The organism is Streptomonospora wellingtoniae (assembly GCF_031845375.1).
Taxonomy (GTDB): domain Bacteria; phylum Actinomycetota; class Actinomycetes; order Streptosporangiales; family Streptosporangiaceae; genus Streptomonospora; species Streptomonospora wellingtoniae.
Genome location: NZ_JAVREK010000005.1, coordinates 197,288 through 220,050, shown reverse-complemented (window position 1 = coordinate 220,050; position 22,763 = coordinate 197,288). Strand labels below are relative to the sequence as shown.

General features: G+C 72.6%; 23 protein-coding genes, 2 tRNA genes and 1 other RNA gene. 17 read left to right on the top strand and 9 right to left on the bottom strand.

Annotation, left to right across the window (positions count from 1 at the left end):
• Positions 1-125 precede the first annotated feature (125 nt).
• A complete protein-coding gene (locus RM446_RS07555; RefSeq protein ID WP_311544436.1) occupies positions 126-662 on the top strand; it encodes an SRPBCC family protein in 537 nt (178 codons plus the stop codon).
• A 109-nt stretch (positions 663-771) separates the two neighbouring features.
• Positions 772-1,230 (top strand): pyridoxamine 5'-phosphate oxidase family protein, encoded by a 459-nt coding sequence (locus RM446_RS07550; protein ID WP_311544435.1) that lies wholly within the window; start codon positions 772-774, stop codon positions 1,228-1,230.
• Positions 1,231-1,409: 179 nt separating this feature from the next.
• Here the strand turns inward: RM446_RS07550 and RM446_RS07545 are convergent, their stop codons facing one another.
• The 4 genes from RM446_RS07545 to upp all read right to left on the bottom strand — a co-directional run bounded on the left by RM446_RS07545 (position 1,410) and on the right by upp (position 4,233).
• Positions 1,410-1,628, bottom strand: a complete 219-nt coding sequence (locus RM446_RS07545) for a hypothetical protein (RefSeq protein ID WP_311544434.1) — start codon at positions 1,626-1,628, stop codon at positions 1,410-1,412.
• 399 nt (positions 1,629-2,027) lie between these two features.
• Positions 2,028-2,546 carry a PH domain-containing protein gene (locus RM446_RS07540; RefSeq protein ID WP_311544433.1) on the bottom strand — a complete coding sequence of 173 codons (519 nt, stop codon included), beginning with the start codon at positions 2,544-2,546 and terminating at the stop codon, positions 2,028-2,030.
• Positions 2,547-2,879: 333 nt separating this feature from the next.
• Positions 2,880-3,101, bottom strand: a complete 222-nt coding sequence (locus RM446_RS07535; protein WP_311544432.1) for a three-helix bundle dimerization domain-containing protein — start codon at positions 3,099-3,101, stop codon at positions 2,880-2,882.
• Between the two features lie 490 nt (positions 3,102-3,591).
• On the bottom strand, positions 3,592-4,233 hold the full coding sequence (gene upp / locus RM446_RS07530; protein WP_311544431.1) for a uracil phosphoribosyltransferase: 642 nt from the start codon (positions 4,231-4,233) through the stop codon (positions 3,592-3,594).
• A 322-nt stretch (positions 4,234-4,555) separates the two neighbouring features.
• Here upp and RM446_RS07525 point away from each other — a divergent pair, with 322 nt between their 5' ends.
• From RM446_RS07525 to RM446_RS07500, 6 genes are all read left to right on the top strand, one after another.
• Complete coding sequence (locus RM446_RS07525) at positions 4,556-5,053, top strand: tRNA adenosine deaminase-associated protein (protein WP_311544430.1); 498 nt, start codon at positions 4,556-4,558, stop codon at positions 5,051-5,053.
• Between the two features lie 80 nt (positions 5,054-5,133).
• Positions 5,134-5,619, top strand: coding sequence for a tRNA adenosine deaminase-associated protein (locus tag RM446_RS07520; protein WP_311544429.1), 486 nt, complete (start codon positions 5,134-5,136; stop codon positions 5,617-5,619).
• A gap of 26 nt (positions 5,620-5,645) precedes the next feature.
• Positions 5,646-6,125 carry a tRNA adenosine(34) deaminase TadA gene (gene tadA / locus RM446_RS07515; RefSeq protein WP_311544486.1) on the top strand — a complete coding sequence of 160 codons (480 nt, stop codon included), beginning with the start codon at positions 5,646-5,648 and terminating at the stop codon, positions 6,123-6,125.
• A 10-nt stretch (positions 6,126-6,135) separates the two neighbouring features.
• A tRNA-Ser gene (locus RM446_RS07510) sits at positions 6,136-6,220 on the top strand.
• 193 nt (positions 6,221-6,413) lie between these two features.
• Positions 6,414-7,211: a hypothetical protein gene (locus RM446_RS07505; RefSeq protein WP_311544428.1), complete on the top strand. Its 798-nt coding sequence runs from the start codon at positions 6,414-6,416 to the stop codon at positions 7,209-7,211.
• A 50-nt stretch (positions 7,212-7,261) separates the two neighbouring features.
• A complete protein-coding gene (locus RM446_RS07500) occupies positions 7,262-7,960 on the top strand; it encodes a hypothetical protein (protein WP_311544427.1) in 699 nt (232 codons plus the stop codon).
• A gap of 173 nt (positions 7,961-8,133) precedes the next feature.
• On the opposite strand, the gene RM446_RS07495 is transcribed toward RM446_RS07500, so the two are convergent.
• Positions 8,134-9,213 carry a medium chain dehydrogenase/reductase family protein gene (locus RM446_RS07495; protein WP_311544426.1) on the bottom strand — a complete coding sequence of 360 codons (1,080 nt, stop codon included), beginning with the start codon at positions 9,211-9,213 and terminating at the stop codon, positions 8,134-8,136.
• Between the two features lie 133 nt (positions 9,214-9,346).
• Here RM446_RS07495 and RM446_RS07490 point away from each other — a divergent pair, with 133 nt between their 5' ends.
• The 5 genes from RM446_RS07490 to RM446_RS07470 all read left to right on the top strand — a co-directional run bounded on the left by RM446_RS07490 (position 9,347) and on the right by RM446_RS07470 (position 16,685).
• On the top strand, positions 9,347-10,162 hold the full coding sequence (locus RM446_RS07490; RefSeq protein ID WP_311544425.1) for a helix-turn-helix transcriptional regulator: 816 nt from the start codon (positions 9,347-9,349) through the stop codon (positions 10,160-10,162).
• Positions 10,159-10,827, top strand: a complete 669-nt coding sequence (locus tag RM446_RS07485; protein WP_311544424.1) for a hypothetical protein — start codon at positions 10,159-10,161, stop codon at positions 10,825-10,827. Before RM446_RS07490 ends, RM446_RS07485 begins: the two co-directional genes overlap by 4 nt.
• A 342-nt stretch (positions 10,828-11,169) precedes the next feature.
• Positions 11,170-11,865: a class I SAM-dependent methyltransferase gene (locus RM446_RS07480; RefSeq protein ID WP_311544423.1), complete on the top strand. Its 696-nt coding sequence runs from the start codon at positions 11,170-11,172 to the stop codon at positions 11,863-11,865.
• 496 nt (positions 11,866-12,361) lie between these two features.
• Positions 12,362-13,633 (top strand): styrene monooxygenase/indole monooxygenase family protein, encoded by a 1,272-nt coding sequence (locus tag RM446_RS07475; RefSeq protein ID WP_311544422.1) that lies wholly within the window; start codon positions 12,362-12,364, stop codon positions 13,631-13,633.
• Between the two features lie 184 nt (positions 13,634-13,817).
• Entirely contained in the window at positions 13,818-16,685 is a 2,868-nt protein-coding gene (locus RM446_RS07470; protein ID WP_311544421.1) for a type I polyketide synthase, read from the top strand.
• Positions 16,686-16,885: 200 nt separating this feature from the next.
• On the opposite strand, the gene RM446_RS07465 is transcribed toward RM446_RS07470, so the two are convergent.
• Positions 16,886-17,245, bottom strand: coding sequence for an STAS domain-containing protein (locus RM446_RS07465; RefSeq protein WP_311544420.1), 360 nt, complete (start codon positions 17,243-17,245; stop codon positions 16,886-16,888).
• A gap of 334 nt (positions 17,246-17,579) precedes the next feature.
• Here RM446_RS07465 and RM446_RS07460 point away from each other — a divergent pair, with 334 nt between their 5' ends.
• A complete protein-coding gene (locus tag RM446_RS07460) occupies positions 17,580-18,026 on the top strand; it encodes an STAS domain-containing protein (protein ID WP_311544418.1) in 447 nt (148 codons plus the stop codon).
• A 137-nt stretch (positions 18,027-18,163) separates the two neighbouring features.
• Here the strand turns inward: RM446_RS07460 and RM446_RS07455 are convergent, their stop codons facing one another.
• The 3 genes from RM446_RS07455 to RM446_RS07445 form a co-directional block, all read right to left on the bottom strand.
• Positions 18,164-18,604, bottom strand: a complete 441-nt coding sequence (locus RM446_RS07455) for a pyridoxamine 5'-phosphate oxidase family protein (RefSeq protein ID WP_311544417.1) — start codon at positions 18,602-18,604, stop codon at positions 18,164-18,166.
• A 151-nt stretch (positions 18,605-18,755) separates the two neighbouring features.
• On the bottom strand, positions 18,756-19,244 hold the full coding sequence (locus RM446_RS07450) for a MarR family winged helix-turn-helix transcriptional regulator (RefSeq protein ID WP_311544416.1): 489 nt from the start codon (positions 19,242-19,244) through the stop codon (positions 18,756-18,758).
• Positions 19,245-19,439: 195 nt separating this feature from the next.
• Positions 19,440-19,524, bottom strand: a tRNA-Ser gene (locus RM446_RS07445).
• A 147-nt stretch (positions 19,525-19,671) separates the two neighbouring features.
• Here RM446_RS07445 and ffs point away from each other — a divergent pair.
• The 3 genes from ffs to RM446_RS07430 all read left to right on the top strand — a co-directional run bounded on the left by ffs (position 19,672) and on the right by RM446_RS07430 (position 22,725).
• An RNA gene (gene ffs, locus RM446_RS07440) (signal recognition particle sRNA small type) lies at positions 19,672-19,767 on the top strand.
• Between the two features lie 157 nt (positions 19,768-19,924).
• Positions 19,925-22,108, top strand: a complete 2,184-nt coding sequence (locus RM446_RS07435) for a DNA polymerase III subunit gamma and tau (RefSeq protein ID WP_311544415.1) — start codon at positions 19,925-19,927, stop codon at positions 22,106-22,108.
• Between the two features lie 254 nt (positions 22,109-22,362).
• Positions 22,363-22,725, top strand: coding sequence for a YbaB/EbfC family nucleoid-associated protein (locus RM446_RS07430; RefSeq protein WP_311544485.1), 363 nt, complete (start codon positions 22,363-22,365; stop codon positions 22,723-22,725).
• Positions 22,726-22,763 lie beyond the last annotated feature (38 nt).

The window sequence follows — 22,763 nt, the reverse complement described above, 5'->3', positions numbered from 1 at the left end:
TCGATTCGCATTGGCGATGGGCCGATTTGTCGACAAAGCGATCCGCGCGGGGGAGCGGGCCGCGGCTCCGGCCCCTTTGGCAGACTGGGCGGTCGGAGGCGGTTCGTGTTGCGGGAGGTATCGCCGTGCGGCTTGGTGACGGGCCCCGGACCGAATGCGAGAGGCTGGTCGCGGCCCCCTCGGCACGGGTCTGGGAACTGGTGGCCGACATCGGGCTGCCGGCGGAGTACAGCCCCGAGCTGATGCGGGCCGAGTGGTTGGGCGCCGGGGTTCCGGCCGTGGGGGCGCGCTTCGCGGGATACAACCGGAACCGCCGACTCGGCGCGTGGCGGACCGTATCGGAAGTGGTCGAACTCGTTCCCGAGCAGGTATTCGCGTGGGCCGTGCTCGACGCCGACGGGCGGTTCGGTCCGCCTGCGGAGGATCCGGAGCGTGCCTTGGCGGTGTGGCGCTACACGCTGGAGCCCCGCGAGGGCGGCGGCACGCTCCTGCGTCAGGAGGTCCGGCTGGGTCCGGGCCGCTCCGGACTGACCGCCGCCGTGGACCGCATGCCCGACCTGGAAGAGCAGTTGGTGGCCGGCCGACTCGACGAGCTGCGCGCCGGCATGGAGACCACCCTGCGCGGCCTCGCCTCCCGCGCCGAGAACGGCTCCGCGGCGTAGCGTGTGCATGAGACCGCCCCTGGGACGCCGATGCGCGGCCGGGGCGGGTCCGTGCCGTGCACCGTCCGGCGTCGCGCCGGGCGCCGCTCCTGAAGACGAGGTGAACACCGTGCCCGCCCTTTCCGTCGAGCAGCGCCGGGCCTTCCTGGCCGAACCGCGCATCGCCGCCTTCTCGGTCAGCGCCGGCGAAGGCCGAGCCCCCCTCACGGTCCCGATCTGGTACGCCGTGGAACCGGGCGGCGAGCCGTGGATCATCACCGGGCGGCGGTCGCGCAAGGGCCGCCTCATCGAGGAGTACGGCCGGTTCTCGCTGATGGTGGAGTCCGTCCGGCCGCGGGTGCGCTACGTGTCGGTCGAAGGCCCCGCCGAGCGGCAGCCGCTGACCGAGGAGCTGCTGCGGGCCATGACCGAGCGCTACATGCTCCCCGAGGCCGTCGAGGGCTACCTCGCGGCGGCCTGGGCGGCCCGTACCGAGCTCGACGACGCGGTCTACGTGCTGCGGCCCGAGCACTGGCTTTCGGCGGACCTCTCCGAGCACGGGGGCACCACCGGGCACCGGGTCGTGTAGGGAGCCGGAGCCGAGACGGAGACGGCGAGGCCGCCGCCCCGCTTCCAGACGGCCGGAAGGCGTGTCGGCGCGTGGCCCCGCGGTTCGCCCCGGAGAGGGGCGCGTCAGGCCGGGCAACGCTGAGGGGCCGGTCGCGTCGTGCGGCCGGCCCCTCAGCGGCGGCGGATACTCCCGTCGCGTCAGATCCAGCGGGCCTCAGGGCGGGTCCGTCCGCTGTCGTCGGTCACCAGCACCCAGCTCATCAGCGGGCGGTCGGAGGCGACGGACTCCGCGGCCTCGCGCGGCTGCGGAGCGGCGGGCGCCGGAGCGGCGCTGCGCAGCCGCGCAGCGTTGCGCGTGCGGCGGCGGGGCGGTGCGGTACGGCCTGCCTGTGGCGCCGGGCTCACCGGTTGGTTCATTGCGGCACCCCCTTGTTCGCCTCTCTGAATACTACAGTTAACCCTTCGTTCACCTTGAAGTCAATCTGGATTCCCTGCCATGTCGCTCGGGACCGGGGGTGGCGAAGGGCTTCAGCTGGAGCTCCGCCGTCAAAGTGAACAAAAGATGAACAAGAAGAACGTCCGTCTGAATCCGAGATGCCGGCGGTGCGTGCGCATCTCCGCGCGGGGCCCGCGATCGGGCCGGGCGGGCGCGGGGGAGGGCACCGCCCTATGCTGCCCCTGCCCCTGCCCCTCGGCCGCGGGACGGCGGAAGACGCTGAAAGCCCGGCCGCGGGCGGCCGGGCTTTCACCGGTGTCGGGTATCGGGTAGGAGACCCGGTTGCCGGGTCGGCGTGTGCACGCCGCCCGGACCGCGGATCACTCGTTCGGGTCCTTGAAGATCAGGCCGACGACTTCCAGGTAGAGCTGCTCCGGATAAGGCACGAAGTTGATCCGGCTCAGGGCCTGGTCCTGACCGGCGGACTCCATGACGAACGTGCCGTATCCGAGGAAGCGCCCCATGATCGAGCGCTCGAAGCGCATGTCCGTGACCTTGCCCAGGGGCATCATGTTGACCTGGCGGGTGATGAGTCCCTGGGTCAGCAGCAGGCGCTGCGACGTGATGACGAAGTAGTCGACCGACCACTCGGCCACGCGCCAGACGAACCAGACGAGGATCAGCAGCCACACCCACCAGATCACCGCCAGCGCGGCGGGGCTCGCCGCGATGACGGTGTTGCTGAGGATGCCTGCGAAGATCAGCGCACCGAGCACGGATGCGACGGGTCCGATCAGCACCGCGGGGTGCCGCCGGATGGTGACGACGTCCTGTTCGTAGGGCAGCAAGTAGCGGTTGACAGATGCCGGTGCTCGGTTCGGCGGTGCGACGAGCCTCATGGCCGGGCGACCCCTATGCGCTCAGGGTGTTCACGAATCGGGACAGTGATTCGGCGGCCGACATGAGTCCCCCGACTCCGGTCTGAATGACCCCGGCAGCGCTTTCCGGTTGAGTGAGCAGATAGAACGCGACGAAAGCGATGAGGGCGTACCCCAGCCACTTCTTCAACCTCGCCATGACCGACTCCCCACGAATGCTGATGACCCACTGACCCAAGGTGATTGTTACACCGACATACGGGCCCGTAAAGCCAGATGCCCGTTTCGGGCGTGGCGTTCCCGGCGCAGGGCGTGGTGCTGGTCACCCGGCTGCCGACCGTGCGGCCCGGCCGGTCAGCGGCGTTCGGCGAAGGCGAGTGCGAGGACCTGCAGGTGCTGTCGCGCGATGCGCTCCACGAGCTCGGGGGTCGCCCGCCCGGTGACGTCGAGGGCGCCCTGACGCGCCGCGTCCACACATCGTGTGATGGTGGCGGCGTCGTGTACTCCGGCGAACTCGGAGTTCAGGCGCTCGACGACGGGGGAGAGGTCGCGCGGCGTAGTGGTCTTCTCGGGCATCTCACTCCTTCGAGGGAAAAGGGTGACCGGTTGCGCTGTGTACCCGCAAGCAGGCGCTTCGTAACCGCCCTCGGGGTCAAGATTACGGGTCGGGCATAAGGCCGATGGTGGTCGAGTTCGGCTATCGGGGATTCGGCGAGGGGTGTCTGCGGTTGTGCTCGGTCAGTGAGTCGGGGGCGACTGTCGCCCATGATCGACCCTTAGTGTCACGACTCCATCTCGGTCTGAATTCGGCCTACGCAAATCGTCGTGTTCCGGGTGCTCAGAACGCGATCACCAATGCGGTGCCGGGTGACCGCCCGAGCGCCTGTTCGAACCAACCGAGGTCTTCCCTGATTTCGGATGTCCAATCATCGTGATTCGGATTGATGCAAAAAAGTCGAACAGTGCATGTCCGACCGTCGTGCCTCGCGGTCGCCGCGGGCGCCGACGGCGCCCCCGCCGCGGCAACCGCGTTCACGGGGTCCGATGCCACCGGACCGGATTCGGTTCAGACCGATCCGTACAAGCGGTCGCCCGCGTCTCCCAGGCCCGGAAGGATGAAGCCCCTGTCGTTCAACCGCTCGTCGACGGCGGCCGTGACCACGCGCAGCGTCGCGCCGTTCTGCTCTCCCAGGTTTTCGGTCAGAGTCTTCAGGCCTTCGGGGGCGGCCAGTAGGCAGATGGCGGTGACATGGTCGGCGCCGCGCTCGACGAGCAGGCGCAGGGCCGCGGCCAGGGTGCCTCCGGTGGCCAGCATCGGGTCGAGCACGTAGCACTGGCGGCCGGAGAGGTCGTTGGGCAGCCGGTCGGCGTAGGTGGCCGGGCGCAGGGTCTCCTCGTCGCGCGCCATGCCCAGGAAGCCGACCTTCGCCGTCGGCAGCAGCCGGGTCATCCCGTCCAGCATGCCCAGCCCCGCCCGCAGGATGGGCACGACGAGCGGTGTCGGCCGGGTCAGCTGCGTACCGGTCATCGGTGTCAGCGGAGTCTCCACGGTCACGTCGGCCACGCGCACGTCGCGGGTCGCCTCGTAGGCGAGCAGCGTCACGAGCTCGTCGGTCAGTCTTCGGAACGTGGGCGAGTCGGTGCGCACGTCGCGCAGTGTGGTGAGTTTGTGCGCGACCAGCGGGTGGTCCACGACCAGGGTCTCCATTGAACACTCCGGTTGAGCTGGGCGGGCGATGGGAAATCGGCGCCGAGTCTATCCGCGTGCATGCGGGCTGCCGCCCCCCGGTTGACCTGGGATTCGGCGCGGTCGGCGGCGCGGAGGTGCATCCGTAACCCGATCGCGTCGGTCGTAACGTTCTGCCGGGTGGCGGTTGTCCGTTGTAATAGAGGTTGTGAGCGCCGACTTCTATCACGAGGCAGATTCCCTCTGGGGAAACCGGGTCGCGGGCGACCGCGACCGCTACGATGACGCCGCGCCGGACGATCTGCGATCCTGGCCCGATCACAGCAGGGCTGGTGGGGTGACGATGACGGAACTCGACGACGACGATGACGGCGGCGATTTCGCCGCGGTCGCGTACCGCGAGGAGGACTACTGGGACGTCTATCTGCTCCCGGTTGCCCTCACACAGGACTTCAAAGGGCTGCTGCACGCGCTGCGGCAGCAGCCCAGCATCAGCGGCGCGATCGGCATGCTCGCCATCGGCGACGACTTCTTCGTCATCGTGCGCCTCTACGGCGACGACGTGAGCCTGTTCCTCTCCGACGTCACGGCGTCCGTGGACTGGCAGGTGGCGCGTGACGTCCTGGAGTATCTCGACATCGACGTGCCCGACGACGAGGATTTGGACCAGGTGCTGCCCGCGGGCGACATGTCGGTACTCGCCGATCTCGGTCTGGACGAGATGGAGCTGGGCGCCCTCGCCGGCGACCTCGACCTCTATCCCGACGAGGTCCTGGCCAGCATCGCCGAGCGCATCGGATTCCACCAGGCGTTCCAGCGTGCGGTGGACTCGATGGGGTAAGGGACTCGGGATCGGCCAGTGACGGCAGGTCAGGCCCCCGGCCGGCCCGGCGCCCGCGAGAGAGGACTGGAGAGCGTGCGGTGTCGATCTTCTCAGCGGTCTTCTGCAGAGCCGCCGACGAGTGGACGGGCGTAGAGACCGAACTCGACGACGCGGCGAGCATCGACGACGTCGCCGACATCATGCGCGACGCCTCGGGCTCCGCCTCCGAAGGCACGATGGTCCTGCTCATGGAGGCCGACGACGAGTGGTTCGCCGTGGTGCGCGTGGAGGACCACTCCGACCCCCGCGTGTTCCTCTCCGACGTGCGGGTCGTCCACGAGCACCCCGTCGCGGCGCTGCTGCTGGACAGCGGCGAGATCGAGGCGCCCGAGCAGGTCGAGGGGACCGGCCAGAAGCCCTATCCGCAGCCCGGAGGCGACACCCGCCTGCTCGTCGACCTCGGTACGCCCTCCGGGGAGCTCGTCGCGCTGACCGCCGGCGGAGGGCTGCTGCCGGGTGACATCCTCGCGGAGATCGCCGACCGCGCCGGATTCGGCGGACCTCTGGAGGCACTGCGGCTGTGACCGGAACCGGGGGCGATCCGGTGCCCATGGGCCGTGCCGGGATCGATGCGGCGCTGCGCCTGGCTCTGGACGAGAGCGGGCGCACCGCCGACAGCGGTGACGTCCCGGTGGGCGCGGTCGTGCTGGACGCCGCGGGCGAGGTGGTCGGCACCGGGCACAACGGACGCGAAGCGGTCGGCGACCCCACCGCCCACGCTGAGATCCTCGCTCTGCGCGCCGCGGCCCGCCGTCGCGGCGCGTGGCGCCTGAGCGGCTGCACCCTCGCGGTCACCCTGGAGCCGTGCACCATGTGCGCCGGAGCCCTCGTCCAGGCCAGAGTCGACCGCCTGGTCTACGGCGCCCGCGACTCCAAGGCGGGAGCGGCCGGATCGCTGTGGGACGTGGTCCGCGACCCCCGGCTCAACCACCGCCCGGAGGTGGTCCCGCCCGACCTCGTCGCACCCGAGCTGGCCGACCGGTGCGGGGCCGTTCTTTCCGAGTTCTTCTCAGTGCGCCGTATCCGGTAGAGTACGCAGCGGTGGAGTCGCCTAGTGGCCGATGGCGCTCGCCTCGAAAGCGAGTGTAGGGAGACCTACCGTGGGTTCGAATCCCACCTCCACCGCCGCCGGATGAGCCGGCCGCCCGATCGGGCGGCCGGCTCATCTCGTGTGTGCGCCTTCCTGGGGCGCGGGGGTGCGACGGATCCGGCCCCGGACCCGACCGGCCGCGGCCGGATGCGGCAACGCGGGAGCCTGCCGTTCATCCGGGACGGCGGCTACGATTTCCTCCGCATCCCCCTACAAGAGGAGACGTCGGTGACCGCCGGCCGGCTCGGCAGCTACAGGCGCGCCCGCGGCAACACGCAGGAGCCCCCGCGGCCGCAGTGGAAGCGCTCCCGTCCCCGCGGAGCGGCCGCGACCGTCGGCGTCGGTGATGCCTCGTTCTCCCGGCGGTTTCGCGACTCCGCACTGGAGCGTGTGCTGGTCTCGCCGTGGGCCGGACCGCTCACGTGGGTCGCGGTGACGACGTCCATGACCGCACCCTTCCTGGGACGCTTCACCGCGCTGGTGCTCGGCGCTCTGGCGCTGCAGCCGGCCTGGGCGGGGCATGCACTCGCGTACTCGATCGGGGCATGCGCGGGCGCGGGGCTCGCCGCGCTCACCGCCGTTGTCCGGCGCAAGAGGTGTGCGGCGGCCGAACGGGGTGCCGACGCGCGGCTCAAGCGTGCGGCCAGGCTGGTCCTGCACCGGGGAGAACTCGCGGACGACCCCGCGGCCAACCGGATCGCCGCGTCGCTGGGGCGGATCCACCTGCGCGAGGGATGGACACCGCTCGCCGCCCGGATGGTGCGGGTCTTCGCCGGCGGCACCGTCGTCGCGCTGGCGGTGGCGCTGTACTTCATCTACGCCGGCAGTGGTGCCGCCGGTATCGCCGAATTCGCCGGAGTCGCCGTCCAGCTTCTCGGACTGACGACCGCGGCAGCGGCGGTCTCGCTCCCGGCGCGCCTCCACACCAACAGCCGCCGGATCGTCGCGCTGCAGGCCGCCGAGGCCTGGTCGGGCGCCCCGGGGCGCCCGACCAGAAGCGCGGACTCAGGTTGCCCGGTCATGTGACGACACCTCGCAGCAGCAGAACCGACAGCCGCCGTGCCGAGGAGGTGCCGATGACCGCCGACACCGCCGATCCGGCCGGTCCCCGCATCTCCGTGCGGGACCGCGTCGCCGTCGCGATGTGGAGGAGGCCGCGAACCCGGGGCGGCGCGGGCGGCCTCGTACTCGGGCTGGCTCTGGGGGCGCTGCTGCCGCTCACCGTGTACGACCCCGGTGCCCGCCTGTACATGCCCGTCCACGTGCCGTGGCTCGGAACCTGCGTCTCGGCGGTGACGTCAGCCATGGGAGGGGCCGCTGGAACGGTGGGCGGCTTCGGCGTCGGCGGCCGTGCTCTGGCGACGGAGAAGAGCGGAGTCCTCGGATCCCGCCTCGACCCGAGGATGATGGGCGCGGCGCGGACGGCGCTGCGGAAAGGCGTCCTGCCCCGCGACGCCGAAGCCGCTCGGATCGCCGCGGCGATTGCGCGCCTCCGGCAGCGGAGACCGGTCCACCCCGGGGCCGAGTCCCTGCTCTTCGGCACGCAGGCCGTGCTGCAGGCCGTCCTTCTGATCCAGGCCGCAGGGAGCAGCCCGGCACGGGCGATCCTGTGCGGTGCCGGGGCGACCGCCTTCGCCGTGCTGGCGGCCGACGCCCCGAGGAGGTCGCGGGCGCGAGCGCGGCGGGAGCGGGTGCTGTTCCTGTCCGGCGGCGACGACGCGCCCCCCGGCAAGGACGGTTCCGGCCGGGAGAGCGTCCCGCGGAGTGGCCGATGACGCGCCCGTCGGAGCCGGCTACCGCTGCCGCCGCATCGCCGCGCCGAGAGCCGCCGAAGATCGGTACGGCCGCCTGCCCGCAGCCGCTTTCGCGCTGCTCGACCGCTGATCGGCCCCCGCGGTCCCCGGCCCCGACCGCTCGGCCCGCCGGCGCTGTCGACGGCGTCCGCGCGTCACGGCCGGAGCACGGTCAGGGCGAAGCGCCGACCGCAGTCGGCCGCATGGGCGACGGCCCGCGCCGCGTCATCCAGGGCGAACCGGGTGATCTCGAATCCGCTGAGGTCCAGCAGACCGGCCCGGGCAAGCGCGATGAGGCCGCCGACGGCGCTGCGCGGGTACATCCACTGCCCGCGCACGGTGACGCTGTTGCGCATGATCCACGGGTAGGGCAGTTCCAGGTCCGCGCCGCCGAGCATGCCGACGCCGCCCATGAGTACCACCCTGCCGTGCTCGCGGACCGCCATCGCGGCGGCCCGCACCGGCCGCGTCCCCGCCGAGGGAGGGAGCAGGTCGAGTACGGCGTCGATCGGCCCCGGTGCCGCCTGCACCATGCGCTCGCGGTCGGCGTCCTCCGCACTGGTGAGCTCGACCGGGCGCACCCGGAACCCGAATCGCCGCTTCAGATCGTCCAGTACTGCGCGGTCGCGGCCGGGCGCCACGACGCACCCGGCGCCCATCGCCAGCGCGACGGCGACTCCGGCGCTGCCGAAGTTCCCGGTCGCCCCGCTGACAAGCACGGTTTCGCCGGGCTGCACTCCGGCCGCGAGCAGGCCCCCGTAGGGCACCAGGCACAGGTTCAGCACCGCCCACCGCCCGGCGTCGGCGGGGTCGATCGTGCCGAGCGGGGCGGCGTTCTCTGTGGGCACGAGCATCTGCTCGGCGAAGGCCCCGTGGCCGAAGCGCTCCTGCAACCGGAGCCCGCCCTCCCCCCGCGCGCTCAGGCCCTGGAGGGTGATGTCGGGTGTCAGCGCGTCGTCGCGGGAGCGGACGGTCGGGTCGCACAGCACCCAGTCCCCCGGCGAGAGCCGTGTCGCGTCCGGCCCGACCTCGCGTACCCGGCCCACCGCCCCCGCGCCGGGTGCCGCGGGCAGCCGGAGCAGGTACTGCCGAGCGCCGCTGAACACCTCGGCGGCATAGGGCAGCACAGGCGCTGCCACCACGTCGACGACGACCTCCCCTGTGCCGAGCGTTGGTCCGGGCACGCTCCGCACCGACAGCTGTGCACCGAACTCCGGCAGAATCGCGGCCTTCACAGTCCTCGATGCTCCTTTCATCACGTCGGATCGCTCACCGGACGATCGTGGGCGGGCCGCGGGCCCGGCCGCCAGGACCGCCCGGGTCCTGGGACCGTCGGGTCCTACCCGCGGGGAGGGGGCGACAGTGTCAGTGTCTGAACCGGACCGCAGTGGTCTGGGCGCCTTCCTGCGGTCGCGGCGCGAAAGGCTGGCCCCGCAGGACGTCGGGCTCCCCGAGCGTGGCCGCCGGCGCACCCCCGGGCTGCGGCGCGAGGAGGTCGCCGAGCTCGCCGGAATCGGCACCGACTGGTACATCCGGCTCGAACAAGGGCGCTCCGTGATCCCCTCGCCCGCCACAGTCGGCGCCCTGGCCGCCGCCCTGCGCCTCGACGCCGCCGAGCAGGCCCATCTGCAGGCCCTGGCGGGCGCCTTCGTCCAGGAGCCCTTCGTTCGCGAGCGCGCGCCGGACGGGCTGCGGAACCTCGTCGAGACGCTCGACCGGCCGGCCTACCTCACCGGCCGCCGATGGGACCTGCTGGCCTGGAGCCCCGCGGCGGCCGACCTTTTCGCCGACTTCGGGGCGTGGGCGGAGGAGGACCGCAACGTCCTCGTCTACCTGCTGCTCGACCCCGGAGCCCGCCGCCTCTTCGGCCACGGGTGGGCCGACCAGGCCCGGCACCTCGTGGGCCGGTTCCGCGCGGCTCGCGACCTCCGGCCGGCCGACCCTGCGTTCGACCGGTTGACCGCCCGGCTCCTCCGCGGCTGTCCGGAGTTCGGCGCCTGGTGGGACCGGCACGACGTGCGGGAGGCGGGCGGCGCCGGAACGAAGGTCCTGCACACCCCGGACCGGGGCGCCCTGCGATTCGACTACGCCACGTTCCAGGCCGACGAGGACCCCGCGCTGTGCCTGACGGTCTACACGCAGGCCGGTCGGCAGCCGCAACCCCCCGCAAAGGAGTCGCCGTGAACGGTGGCACCGCCCTGCCGGACCCCTCGCGCGCCTACCCGCTGGAACGCCTTCTGTTCTCGCGCTGGCGGCGGCCGATGGTCTGGGGCTGGATCCTGGGAGCCGTAGGTGCGCCGGTCGCGGGCGCACTGTTCTGGATCCTCGAGTCGGGGACGGCGGATCCGGTTCCCGTCTGGCGTGCGGTGGTGGAGGGCACGTTCCTGAGCGTGGGCATCAGCGCCGCCATGGGAGCCCTCGCCCACGGCGCGGTGCCGGAGCGGCTGGCGCGTGTCGAGGCGGAGCCGTGGCGGCTGCGGGCCGCCCGGAGCGTGTGGAAAAGCGGTGAGCTCTCCGCCGACGCCGAAGTGAACGCCATCGCCGCCGCCATGGCGCAGGCGAGCCTGCGCTGGCCGCACACGTCGGCGGGGAACCGGTGGACCCGGGCCGTCCTGCTGTGCTTGGCGCTCCTGGAGGCGGTCGCGGTAGGCACCGCCCTCGCCGATGGCGACATGGTCGGCGCTCTCGGCTACGGCTCCTTGGCGGCCTGCATGGTCGTGATGGCAACCGCCGGTGTGTCCGCGGGCGTCAGGGCCGGCCGCCGCTGCCGCCGCATCGTCGCCCTCGAAGCCGCCGAGGGCTGGTACAGCCGCCTGCCCGCAGCCGCTTTCGCGGAGCTCGACCGGTGATCCGCCCCGCGTCGGCCCCGCGGTTCCCGACCGCTCGGCCACGGGGCGCCGCATCGGCGGCGTCCGCCATCGATTTGAGGGCCGGTGGAGTCTCTGGTTTCGGGTGTCCCCATATGGGTGGCGCTCCGCCGTGACCTGCAGACCACGCGTCCGATCGACTAAAAAGTCGGGAGTGCGGTGACCTGGTCCTGCGCTGGCACGCGATGCGACGTCCCCAGTTGAGGCAGTGCTGCGCGATCGGTGTCCGTTTCGGGGTTAATGCGTGCCTCATGTGGTCGCTGGGTATCAGGCCGCGGTGCCCGCACGGGCGCGCCTGCCGACCCGAACCCCCGAAGGACAAGCATGGACGAGTCTCCCGCCGGCACCGGTTATGACGAACCCTCCGCCAGCGTCTACACCCCCAAATGGATGCGCACCTACGACCGGATCGTGTTCGGCGGGACCTGCCGGTGGTACGGCTGGGGTCCCACGGCCGCCCGCCTGGTGGAGTTCTACCGGCAGCACTTGGGGCGGCGCCATCTCGACGTCGGAGTGGGGACCGGTCTGCTGCTGGACCGGGCGGGCATGCCCGCGGACTACGAGGAGCTCCACCTGCTCGACCGCAACCGGGTGCCGCTGGAGATGACCGCCCGCCGCCTGCAGCGGTTCTCCCCGGACACGACCCCGGCCGACGCGCAGGAGCCGTGGCCCCTGCCCGACGACCGGTTCTCGTCGGTGGGGTGCTCGTTCACCATCCACTGCCTGGCCGACCCCGAAGGGCGCGGGATCGCCGCCAAGGCCTCCTTCTTCGACGAGGTCGCCCGCGTGCTGGAGCCCGGTGGGACCTTCTTCGGCACCACGCTGCTGGGCCGCGAGGACTGGAAGGGGTGGCGCCCTGTGGCCGGCCCGCTCATGGCGGTCTACCGCCGAAAGGGCTGGTTCGACAACTCCCGCGACGCCGCCGTAGATCTGCGGCGGGAGCTCGCCGCCCGCTTCGACGCCGTCGAGGTTCACGTCGAGGGATGCACCGCGTTCTGGACCGCCCGCGGCCGCGCGTGAAGCGCATCGAGTCCGTGTCCGCCACGCGGGTCCACTGAGTGGGCCCGGGGCGCGGCGCCCGCGCCGCGCCCCGGGCGATTCGCCTGCCCCCACCCGGAGAGTCATGCTGAGAGACGCCGCTCCCACCGCGGACGACGGTCCCGCCCCGATCGCCCCGGCCGCTGAGCGGCGCGAAAGCCGGCGGCGCCGGTGGGGGCCCGAGCAGCAGGACGTGCCCGCCGACTGCGCGGCCGTTCCGACCCGTATCCGTCGCCCTGCTCACCTGCGCCGTTGGCACCCGGCGCAGGTAGCCCGGACGCCACATCGCCCGCCACACAGGCGATGTCGCGCCCGACCCGGCTGGACTCCCATGATCACGCGGTGGAATAATCCCGGTCGAGCGCGGCATTCAGCCACACCGCACCGGACATCAGGACAGGGACCGAGCGGTCCTCGCGGGGCGGCAAAGGAACCTGTCCGCCGCCGCAGCAACGACCCCCGACCCGAGGACCCCCCAATGACCATGCGTCGCATCACGATCGTCGGAACCGGCCAGGCCGGTCTGACGCTGGGCAACCTGCTGCGCAACGCCGGCCACCAGGTGCGCATGACCGGTTCCATGACCAGCACTGAACTGCGCAAGGGGCGTCCCGACCTCACTCAGATGTCGTTCCCCTCCACTCGGCGCATCGAGGAGGAGGCCGGTCTCTACAACCGGCTCGACTGGCTGGACGCGGCGCCGCGGCTGCGCGGCGTCGACCTGTCACTGCGCCCGGGCGGCGACGAGAACATGACCATCGCCAGCGACTGGAGCGGCGGCTGGGGGCTGTCCGTCGACCGCAGCGTCAAAATCGCCGACTGGCTGGACCGCTACGAGGACGACTGGGGATCGACCACGATCCACGCCATGACCACCGGCGACCTGGACTACATGCTCCAAACCGGTATGACCGAACTGATCGTGGTGGCCACCGGCGACAGCCAGTTGGGCCGCGTCTTCCCGATCGACGCCGAGCACACCGCCGGAGCGCGGCGCCGCGCCTACGCTCAGGCGTTCGTGGTGGGTGCGGACCACCCGGGCGACCGCATCCTGGCGGCCTCCCTGCCCGAGGGTGAGGTCTACCTCATCCCGGTGCTGACGACCGCCGGTCCGGTGACCAGCGTCCTCATCGGGGCCCGGGCCGGGGCTTCTGCGCTGGACTGCCACGAGAACGACGAGCGCACCGTGCCCGACGACCAGGTGTGGGAGCGCATGATGCTGCGCCTGGTCCAGCACGTGCCCGACTTCGCCGGACTGTGCAAGGACGCCGTCCTGGCCGACGTCGACGGCCCGGCCACGGTGCTCACCCACGTCGACCCGGTCGTGCGCCGGCCGGTGGGGTACCTGGCGTCCGATCTTCCGGTACTGGGCATGGCCGATGCGGTGCTGACCTCTGACCCGGTGAGCTGCCAGGGGTGGGGCAACTCCACCCGCTCGGCCCACATCATCGCCGACGAGATCGCCAAGCGCGGCGACGCTCCCTTCGACGCCTCCTGGATGCAGCAGGTCCACGACCGGTTCTGGCACGAAGCCGGGCGCCACGCGGCCGCGTTCTCGGAGATGATCGACCAGTTCTACGCGGGCACCCTGCCGGCGCACTACCTGGAGGTGGCCGGGGCGGCCACCGCCTACCCCGAGGTCGGCAAGCGGTGGAACGACGCTTTCGACGAGCCCTCCGACTTCGCGAACTTCCTCTACAGCCAGGATGAGGCGCGCGCCTACCTCGCCGACGTCGCCGCCCGCTCCTGACCTCCGACGTCCCCATACGCCTACCCCAGCCCTCCCAGAGACCCGGTCCCCCGATTCCACGTCACTGTCCCTAGGAGGTTGGCTTGGCCTGCCCTGAAGCCCCCACTCCCCGCCACGAACCCGCCCCCGGCCGCGTCGGCGCGGCCGCCGACCGCGGCGACCGCCGCAGATCGGGGGCCTCCCGATGACCCGACCGGTGATCGTCGGCATGTCCTGCCGCCTACCCGGCGGCGTCGACTCCCCCGAATCCCTGTGGGCGGCGCTTTATGAGGGCGCCGACCTCATCACCGACCCCTCGGACGAGCACCCCCACCAGCGCGAAGACGTTCTGCCCGGCGGTCTGCTCGACGACGCCGACATGGCTCTCGACGCCGACCACTTCGGGCTGTCGCCGCTGGAGACCCGTACCCTCGACCCGCAGCAGGCGCTGCTGCTGGAGGGGGTCGACGAAGCCCTGCAGGACGCCGGGATCGCCCCGGGTGAGCTGCGCCGCACACCTGTGGGGGTGTGGGTGGGCTCCTCCTGCCTGGACCAGTCCATCACCCATTTGGGCACCGACCACGGCGGAACCATGGTCGAGACGGCCGGAGCGCTGCCGAGCATGCTCGCCGGCCGCCTCGCCCGCACCTTCGACCTGCGCGGGGCGGCCGAAGTGGTCAACACCGCCTGCTCGGCGTCGCTGGTTGCGCTGCACCGCGCCCACCAGGCCCTGTTGCTGGGCGAGGTCGACACCGCCGTGGTCGCGGGGGTGCAACACCTCGGCCTCGACACCCACACCCGCATGTTCCGCAACTCCGGCACCTACTCCCCGACGGGCCGGTGCCGCCCGTTCGACGTCGACGCCGACGGGTTCGTGCGGGGCGAAGGGGTCGCGGTACTCGTCCTGACCACGGCCGAGCGCGCAGCCGCGACCGGTACGCGGGTGCGCGCCGAACTGCTGGGCAGCCACACCAACGCCGACGGGTTCGTACCCCACGGGCTGGCTTCACCGAGCCGGGCCGCCCAGACGGATCTGCTGCGCCACGTCTACGAGCGTTCCGGTGTGGATCCGTACGCGGTGGGCTACGTGCACGCCCACGGCACCGCCACCCGCGCGGGAGACGCGGCCGAGTCCATGGCGCTGGCCAACGTGATGGGCCGCGGCCGCGCCGAGGACGAGCGGCTGGTGGTGGGCTCGGTCAAGGCCAACCTCGGCCATCTGGAGGGCGCGGCCGGCGTCGTCTCCGTCGTCTCCACCGTGCTGGCGATGGAACACGGCCACGTCCCGCCCACCCCGCACCACGCGGAGCCGCTGCCGCGCATGGCCGAACTGGGGCTGGAGGTCGCCACCGCCCCGCGGCCCTGGCCCGGGCCGCCCGAGCGGCGGCGCCTGGCCGGGGTCTCGGCGTTCGGGTTCGGCGGTACCAACGCCCACGTCATCCTCGCCCTGCCCGAGACGGCGCCCCGGGGGGCCGTCTCGGGGGAGCAGGCCGCCGAGCCGGTGGCGCGCCTGCTGCCGGTCTCGGCCGGCGGACCGGCGCCGCTGGCCGAGACCGCCGGCCGCTGGGCCGAGCACCTGCGCGGCGCACCGGAGACGGCGTGGGAGGCGATCGCCCGCACCGCCGCCACCGGCCGCGACCACCTGGCCCAGCGCGCCGCCGTCGTCGCCGAGGACCCGGCGGGAGCCGCCGCGGCGCTGGAGGCACTGGCGGGCGGGCGGGGGCACCCGGCGCTGATACCTCCGCGCCGCACGCCTGAGCGTCCGCCGCGTGTCGTGTTCCTGTTCCCCGGCCACGGTTCCCACAGCCCGGGAATGGGCGAGCTGCTGGCCGAGCGCGAGCCCGTGTACGCCGCCGCGCTGCAGAAGGCGCGCGCGGCCCTTCAGGCCCACCGGCCGCAGACACCGCTGGGGGAGGCGGACCTGCGCGCGGTGCAGCCGGCCGCCGTGGCCCATCAGGTCGCGCTCAGCGCGCTGCTGGCCGACTGGGGCATCCGGCCCGACGCTGTGGTGGGCCACTCGCTGGGCGAGGCCGCGGCCGCCCACGTGGCCGGCGCGCTCAGTCTGGAGGACACCGCCCGCCTGGTGGCCGAGCGCAGCGCTCTGCTGGCCGAGTCCGCCGCACTGGGCGGCATGCTGGCCACCGATCTGGACGCCGACCGGGCCGCTGCGGCCGCGCGGGCGAGCGGCACCAGCCTGGCCGCGGTCAACGGCCCCGCATCGACGGTGCTCTCCGGTACCCACGGTGCGCTCACGGCGCTGCGGGAGCACCTGGAAGCCCATCACCCGCGGGCCCGGTGCTGGGAGGTGGACCAGGCGCCGCCGGCGCACTCGCCGCTGCTGGACGCGGCCGCCGACCGCCTGGCCGCGGCCTTGGGCGAACTGGCGCCCGGAGCGTCGGCGGTCCCCATGGTCTCCACCGCCACCGGCGCCGGGATCGGCGGCGCCGAGCTGACCGGCGCCTACTGGGGCCGCCAGCTGCGCGCTCCGGTGCAGCTGGCGGAGGCGGTGGCGGCCGCCACCGGCGATCCGGGAGCGTCGGCGGTGCTGGTGGAGGTCAGCGCCCGCAGCGTGCTGGCACCGGCCCTGACCGACGATGTGCTGGCGTGTGCCGATGAGGCCTACGACGAGCACACGGCGCTGCTGCGTCTGGCGGGCGGACTGTATGCCCGGGGCGTGCCGCGCGCCTGGGACCGGGCGCGGCCTGCGGCGGCGGTACCGCTGCCCGCGCGTGCCTGGGCCCGCCCGAGCGACCGCCCCGACCCGGCAGAGCGCGGTGACGATCTGGCACGGCGCCGCGCCGAACTGGAGGCCGCCGCCGATGAGGCGCAGCGGCGGGACGTTCTGGCGCGGGCGCTGCAGGCATGGGTGGCCGAGCAGGTGCCCGGCCAGGCCGGAGCCGAGCCGGTGGGCCTGGATTCCGACCTGGCGGCCCTGGGGCTGGGGTCGCTGGTCCTGATGGGGCTGCGCACCCGACTGCACCAGCTGACCGGCGAACCGGTGGAGATCGCCGACTTCTACGGCGAAGCGGGGGTGGCCACGCTCGGCGCGGTGCTGGCACACCGCTCCCGCTGACGGCCTCCCTCCGGGCGATGGCGAAGGGGCTCGGTCCGACCTGGCGGTCGGGCCGAGCCCCTTCTCTTCCCCGGATCGGATTATCGACTTATCGGCTCAGCTGTTTTCACAGTTAAGGTGAACCCGATATCGACGATAACGCGGCCGACCGACGCAATGCGGGAATGGTGCGTCGCGGAATCAGCGGTTCGGTGCCGGGCTTACCCCGGCATCGGCGGCCGGTGGGAAAGTGCTTCCTCCAGGCTGCCGTCGATCGGCATCAGCCTGCCGATCCCGCAGATCTCCAGGACGCGTCGGACGCTGCGCTGAGGCGCTACGACGCGGATGGTCTTTCCCCGCGACAGGGCCCTGCGGCGGGCCGTGAGCAGGGCGTGCACGCCCGAGGAGTCGCAGAAGGCTGTCTCGGACATGTCGACGACGAGGACGCCGGCTTTGGAGTCGAGCACGTCGAACATGCTCTTCACCAAGCCGTCGCGATTGTGGATGTCGATTTCCGCGGGCATCGCGGCGACGGCGTGGCGCCCGTTCGAGGCGATCGGCGGCGAGAAGGCTGTATGCATAGGCTTCGTCCTTCGGACCCAAGGCTGCGAGGTGGCCCTTGGCCGGACCGGGAGCCCTCGGCGGTCTCCACCATGTCTACCAACCTGCCTCTCAAATCCGGGCAAACGACAGTTATGGATCGGCCATTTCGCGCAAGTCGCCCATATAGCCCCATTTTGGTGAGCGGTATCGGTCACAATAATCCGACGTTTGCGGCGCGCAGTGGCGGGGCAGCGAAAGGGTGGGTCCGGAGGCGCGGCCCGAGGGTGCCCCCGCTCACTCGCCAGTGACGTTGGGGACATCCGTTCACGCGGAGGTCCCACGAGGAGGGACCGGGCTTCCGGTCAGGTGATTATGAAACAGCCCACGCAGATCGTCGCGAAGACCGACTACATCGGGCGCGGAGCCGTCGTCACGGTGCCGCAGAGCATCGAACCCTGGCACACCCGCTGCCTGCGCGAGCAGCTGCTATGGCTGCTCAACGAGCGACTCGACGAGGTGGTGATCGACTTCACCCCCACGATCGCCTGCACGTCCGCGATGAGTGAGGCGCTCGAACGCGTCTACACCCGCACCCGGGCGCGGGGGATGGGACTGTCGCTCGTACTCGACCAGGACTCCCCGCCCGCGAAGGCGCTCGAGGCGTCCGGACTGACGCGTCTGCTGCACGTCCACGCCGACCGCGGCGAGGCGGAGCGCGGCCTGCGGGAGCGCGCCGCCTCGCGCACCCGCCGCGGGACCGGGCAGGATCCGAATCCCGTACCTCCGCCGCGAGGCGGACCCGTCGCGAAGGCGTCCTGAACCGTACGCGCCGGCGACCGGAACCGCGGTGCGGACAGCTGCGGCGGTCCATGTCGACACGTCGCCACGTCGCCATATCGACCGGTCACCGTGTCGATTCGCGGGTCCAGCGCCCCGGCGACCGGACGCGCGCGCACTCACTCGGCGGCGGGAACCTCCAGTGCGGTCCCGTAGAGGCGCGACACCCGGAGCCGGACGACTACGCGGCTCTCCGCCACCTGCTGTTCGAGGAAGGCCGCCCGCTCCTCGGGTCCGGGACCGGCCCCGGGCGCCAGCCCCAGCAGTTCCAGGCCGACGGCGTCGCCGGGCGTTCTCGCGGGTTCGGACACCTCCGCCTCGCCCTCGGCGACGGCGAAGGACCACGGATCAGGGCTCGTGTGCAGCGCAGCGCGCGGGTTCCGGCGGAGCTGGCGGACCTTGAGCCGGTCGGCCGTCGACGAGACGCGGACGGTCCCCTCGTCGGGATCCCAGCTGTAGACCACTGTGGACAGGTGCGGATGGCCGCCGACGCGAACGCTGGCCAGCACGCCGAAGCGCTGCCTGCTGAGCAGGGACGACAGCTCCGGCTCGGTCAGCACGCGGGGACCGGGGCGGTGAGCCGTCGGATTCGGGAGCTCGGACACGCGGCCTCCGGGCGGTAGTCGCAGAAAAGCTACGTCAGTGGATTGTTCCGTTGCGGACTATATATCCGAAGTACGTTTTTGTCGCGCCGCCGCACGTGCTCCCCGCCTATCGCTTTCGCTGCCGTGCCCGGCGCACCGGCCGGGGAGACTCCGCCGGAACGGCCAGATGGCCGCCGGCCAGGCGTTCCAGCGCGCGCAGCAGTGTTCGGCGCTCATCCTCGGGTAGCGCGTCCAGCGCCTCGCGGTGGACGCGGTCGACGACGCGGCTGCTCCGCTCGGCCGCACGGGCGCCTTCCTCGGTCACCGTGACGACGCGGGCCCGGCGGTCGGTGCCGGAGGGTCTGCGCTCGGCGAGGCCCGCCGCCTCAAGGGCGTCGACGGTCACCACCATCGTGGTCTTGTCCATGTCGCCCATCTCGGCGAGTTGCGCCTGGGTGTGCTCCTGGCCGACGGCGTGCACGAGCACGCAGTGCATGCGCGGGGTGAGCCCGATCTCGGCGAGCGCCGCCGACATCCGGGTGCGCAGCACGTGCCCGGTGTGATCGAGCAGGTAGGAGACATCGGGCTCGCTCCGCCGCGGCGCCATGGCAGTCATGCCGATAAGGCTAGAACCTTGACGGGCAACAACCGCCGATCTTGTAGCTATCGTGAAGGAAAACGATTTCCATTTGCGATAGCTACAAGATCGGCGGTGCTGTGAGCCGACCGGACCGGCGCCCCGCACCCGGAAACGACGAAGGCCCCGACCGCGCACCCGGTCGGGGCCTTCGTACTGCCTACGTAGAGGCGGCGGAGGATACGAGATTCGAACTCGTGAGGGGTTGCCCCCAACACGCTTTCCAAGCGTGCGCCCTAGGCCTCTAGGCGAATCCTCCGCGGACAACTTTACCAGCCACTCCGGCGTGCTGTGACACGTCGGGCGCGCCCGACGCGCCGGCGGGCGGAGCCGAGTGCGTGAGGACCGCCACCCGGCATCGGGCCCGAACGGTTCGCCGGGGCGCGAGTGTCCGATACAGTTGGGGGCAGACCCCTCGTGCGGCGTCACCTTATGAACCTCCCCAGGGCCGGAAGGCAGCAAGGATAAGTAAGCTCTGGCGGGTGCGCGGGGGGTCCTTTCTCTTTCCCGGGAGGCCCTTCCGCCCCCGCCTCACCGGCGCAGCCGCGTGCGGTCTGTCTCAAGTACAGGGTTGAATGGACCCGCGGACACGGCCGGGGGCGATCGGTCGCCCCGGATGGCCGGCAGTGCCGATCCGCGGAGGGAGCAGTGAGCGCGCCGTGAGCATCGCGCTGTATCGCAAGTACCGCCCGGCGACGTTCGGCGAGGTTCGCGGGCAGGAGCACGTCACCGACCCGCTGCGCCAGGCGCTGCGCAACGGCCGCGTGAACCACGCCTACCTCTTCAGCGGCCCCCGCGGCTGCGGCAAGACCTCCAGCGCGCGCATCCTGGCCAGGTCGCTCAACTGCGACCAGGGGCCCACCCCCGACCCCTGCGGCACCTGCGACGCCTGCGTGGCGCTGGCGCCCGACGGCCCGGGCAGCATCGACGTCATCGAGATCGACGCCGCCTCCCACGGAGGTGTCGACGACGCCCGCGACCTGCGCGAGCGCGCCTTCTTCGCGCCGGTGAGCTCGCGCTACAAGGTCTACATCATCGACGAGGCGCACATGGTGACTCGCGAGGGCTTCAACGCGCTGCTCAAGCTCGTCGAAGAACCCCCGCCGCACCTGAAGTTCGTCTTCGCCACCACCGAGCCGGACAAGGTCATCGGCACCATCCGCTCGCGCACGCACCACTACCCGTTCCGGCTGATCCCGCCGAGCACGCTGCGCGAGCTGATGGAGGAGATCCTCACCGACGAGGGCGTTCCCTTCGACGCCGCCGCCCTGCCGCTGGTGGTGCGGGCCGGTGCCGGCTCGGCCCGCGACTCGCTTTCCATCCTGGACCAGTTGCTGGCCGGATCCGACGAGAACGGCATCACCCGCGAGGGCGCGGTGGCGCTGCTGGGCTACACCGACTCCAGCCTGCTGGGCGACATGGTCGACGCGCTGGGCGCGGCCGACGGAGCAGCGGTCTTCGGTCTGATCGACCGGGTGATGGAGGCCGGCCACGATCCCCGCCGGTTCACTGCGGACCTCCTGGAGCGCACCCGCGACCTGGTGGTGCTGGCCGCGGTTCCCGACGCCCTGGACAAGGGGCTGATCAACGTCGCGCCGGACGCCGTGGACCGGATGCGGGAACAGGCCGAGCGCCTCGGCCCTGCCCGGCTCACCCGGGCCGCCGACATCCTCAACCAGGCTCTGACCGAGATGCGCGGCGCCACCTCGCCGCGGCTGCTGCTGGAGCTGATGTGCGCGCGGATCGTGCTCCCGGGCTCCGCCGGCGCGGGCGACTCCGGCGCGCTGCTCGCGCGCCTGGAGCAGCTTGAGCAGCGGATGGCCTCCGGGCAGGCGGCACCCGCACCCGCGACGCCCCTGCCCGTTCCGGCTGCGCCGGCCGCGGCCTCCAGCGCTCCTGCGGCGCCGGAGCCGTCGCCGCCTCCGGCACGGTCCGAGCCCGCCCCGGCGGCGGATCCCGCACCTGCCGCCGAGTCGGGGGCTCCCGCACCGGCCGCGGCCCCGGCCGCCGGCTCCCGCCCGGTCCCGCCCCCGGACGACTGGGGGATCTCCGGCGGCGACGGCGCGTCGGCGCCCTCTCGTGCTTCGACTCCGGCGTCGCCGGGCGACGGGGCGCCGGGCGGCACCGGCACCGCCGACCTCGGCGGCATCCAGGCCGCGTGGGACCGGATCATGGAGGCTGTCAAGGGCATCCGCCGGTTCACCTGGATGGTGCTCAGCGGCAGCGACGTCCGCCCGGTAGGAGTCGAGGGCAACCTCGTCCAGCTCGGGTTCACCCGGCCGAACGAGGCGAAGGGCTTCTCCAACAGCGGCAGCGACAAGGTGGTCTCCCAGGCCATCCGTCAGGTGCTGGGCATGGAGGTCCGGGTGGCGGCCGTGCCCGCCAACGGTTCGGGCCCCGCGGCCGCGGGACCGCCCGCGCCGCCGCGCCCGCCGGCCGCGCCGCCGGGCGGCGAGCCGGCGGGATGGGACGCTCCTGCGGCCCCGCAGCCGCCGGAGGCCCCCGGCCCGGTCTCCGGTCCCGGGTCGGACCCGGGGCCCGCACCGCCCGCCGGGCGCGAAGGCGGCGCCGCGGCGCCCGGCCCTCCGGCGCTCCCGCACCAGCAAGAGCCCCCGCCCGATCCCTTCGAGGACGCGGCTGAGGCGCCGCCGCCCGAAGCCGGCCCCGCTCCCGAGCCCGCACCCGCACCCGCGCCCGCGGCGCCGGCTTCCGCACCGCAGGCCCGCGACGCCGACAGCCCCGCCCCGAAGGCGGCCGGTAGCCGTCCGTACTCGGGATTCGCGCTGATCGAGGCCGAACTCGGCGGCAAGATCATCAGCGAGATCGACCACACGGCCGAGTGAGCCCGCCCCCGCGCGCCGTCCGCAGGCCCCGTCGGCACGTCCGCTCGTCGCCGAATCGCCGAATCGCCGAATCGCCGAATCGCCGAATCGCCGTGTCGACACACCGACACGCCCCCGTCCGCGCCGTGTGCCGGTACCTTTCGGCTCCCCACGCGCACCGGACCTTCGGCGCGCGGTCCGGGCGCGATGAGCGGATACGCTCGCAAGCACGGACAGCGCAGGCAAGGAGAGATGCAGTGAACCCTGGCGGCGGAATGGACATGCAGGCCCTCCTCCAGCAGGCCCAGCAGATGCAGCAGCAGCTCATGGAGGCCCAGCAGCAGCTCGACGAGGCCCAGGTCGAGGGCACCTCGGGCGGAGGGCTGGTCAAGGTCACGGTGAGCGGCCGCGGCTCGGTGGAGGAGATCCACATCGATCCCCAGGCCATCGACACCGACGACGCCGAGGAGACCGCGCAGACGGTCGCGGACATGGTGCTGGCCGCCATCCGCGACGCCGAGTCCTCGGTGGAGGAGCTCCAGCAGGAGAAGATGGGCCCGCTCGCCGAAGGCCTCGGCGGCGGCATGCCCGGCGGGGGGATGCCGGGCGGCGGCATGCCGGGCCTTCCGGGCTTCTAGCTGGGCGCGGTTCCGCCCGCGGCGGGCCCGCCGCGGGC

Bases quoted from the DNA above. Each gene is read 5' to 3' on its own strand.
- RM446_RS07545 (WP_311544434.1), bottom strand. From the start codon at position 1,628: ATGAACCAACCGGTGAGCCCGGCGCCACAGGCAGGCCGTACCGCACCG.
- RM446_RS07540 (WP_311544433.1), bottom strand. From the start codon at position 2,546: ATGAGGCTCGTCGCACCGCCGAACCGAGCACCGGCATCTGTCAACCGC.
- RM446_RS07535 (WP_311544432.1), bottom strand. From the start codon at position 3,101: ATGCCCGAGAAGACCACTACGCCGCGCGACCTCTCCCCCGTCGTCGAG.
- upp (WP_311544431.1), bottom strand. From the start codon at position 4,233: ATGGAGACCCTGGTCGTGGACCACCCGCTGGTCGCGCACAAACTCACC.
- RM446_RS07525 (WP_311544430.1), top strand. From the start codon at position 4,556: ATGACGGAACTCGACGACGACGATGACGGCGGCGATTTCGCCGCGGTC.
- tadA (WP_311544486.1), top strand. From the start codon at position 5,646: ATGGGCCGTGCCGGGATCGATGCGGCGCTGCGCCTGGCTCTGGACGAG.
- RM446_RS07500 (WP_311544427.1), top strand. From the start codon at position 7,262: ATGACCGCCGACACCGCCGATCCGGCCGGTCCCCGCATCTCCGTGCGG.
- RM446_RS07480 (WP_311544423.1), top strand. From the start codon at position 11,170: ATGGACGAGTCTCCCGCCGGCACCGGTTATGACGAACCCTCCGCCAGC.
- RM446_RS07475 (WP_311544422.1), top strand. From the start codon at position 12,362: ATGACCATGCGTCGCATCACGATCGTCGGAACCGGCCAGGCCGGTCTG.
- RM446_RS07470 (WP_311544421.1), top strand. From the start codon at position 13,818: ATGACCCGACCGGTGATCGTCGGCATGTCCTGCCGCCTACCCGGCGGC.
- RM446_RS07465 (WP_311544420.1), bottom strand. From the start codon at position 17,245: ATGCATACAGCCTTCTCGCCGCCGATCGCCTCGAACGGGCGCCACGCC.
- RM446_RS07460 (WP_311544418.1), top strand. From the start codon at position 17,580: ATGAAACAGCCCACGCAGATCGTCGCGAAGACCGACTACATCGGGCGC.
- RM446_RS07450 (WP_311544416.1), bottom strand. From the start codon at position 19,244: ATGACTGCCATGGCGCCGCGGCGGAGCGAGCCCGATGTCTCCTACCTG.
- RM446_RS07430 (WP_311544485.1), top strand. From the start codon at position 22,363: ATGGACATGCAGGCCCTCCTCCAGCAGGCCCAGCAGATGCAGCAGCAG.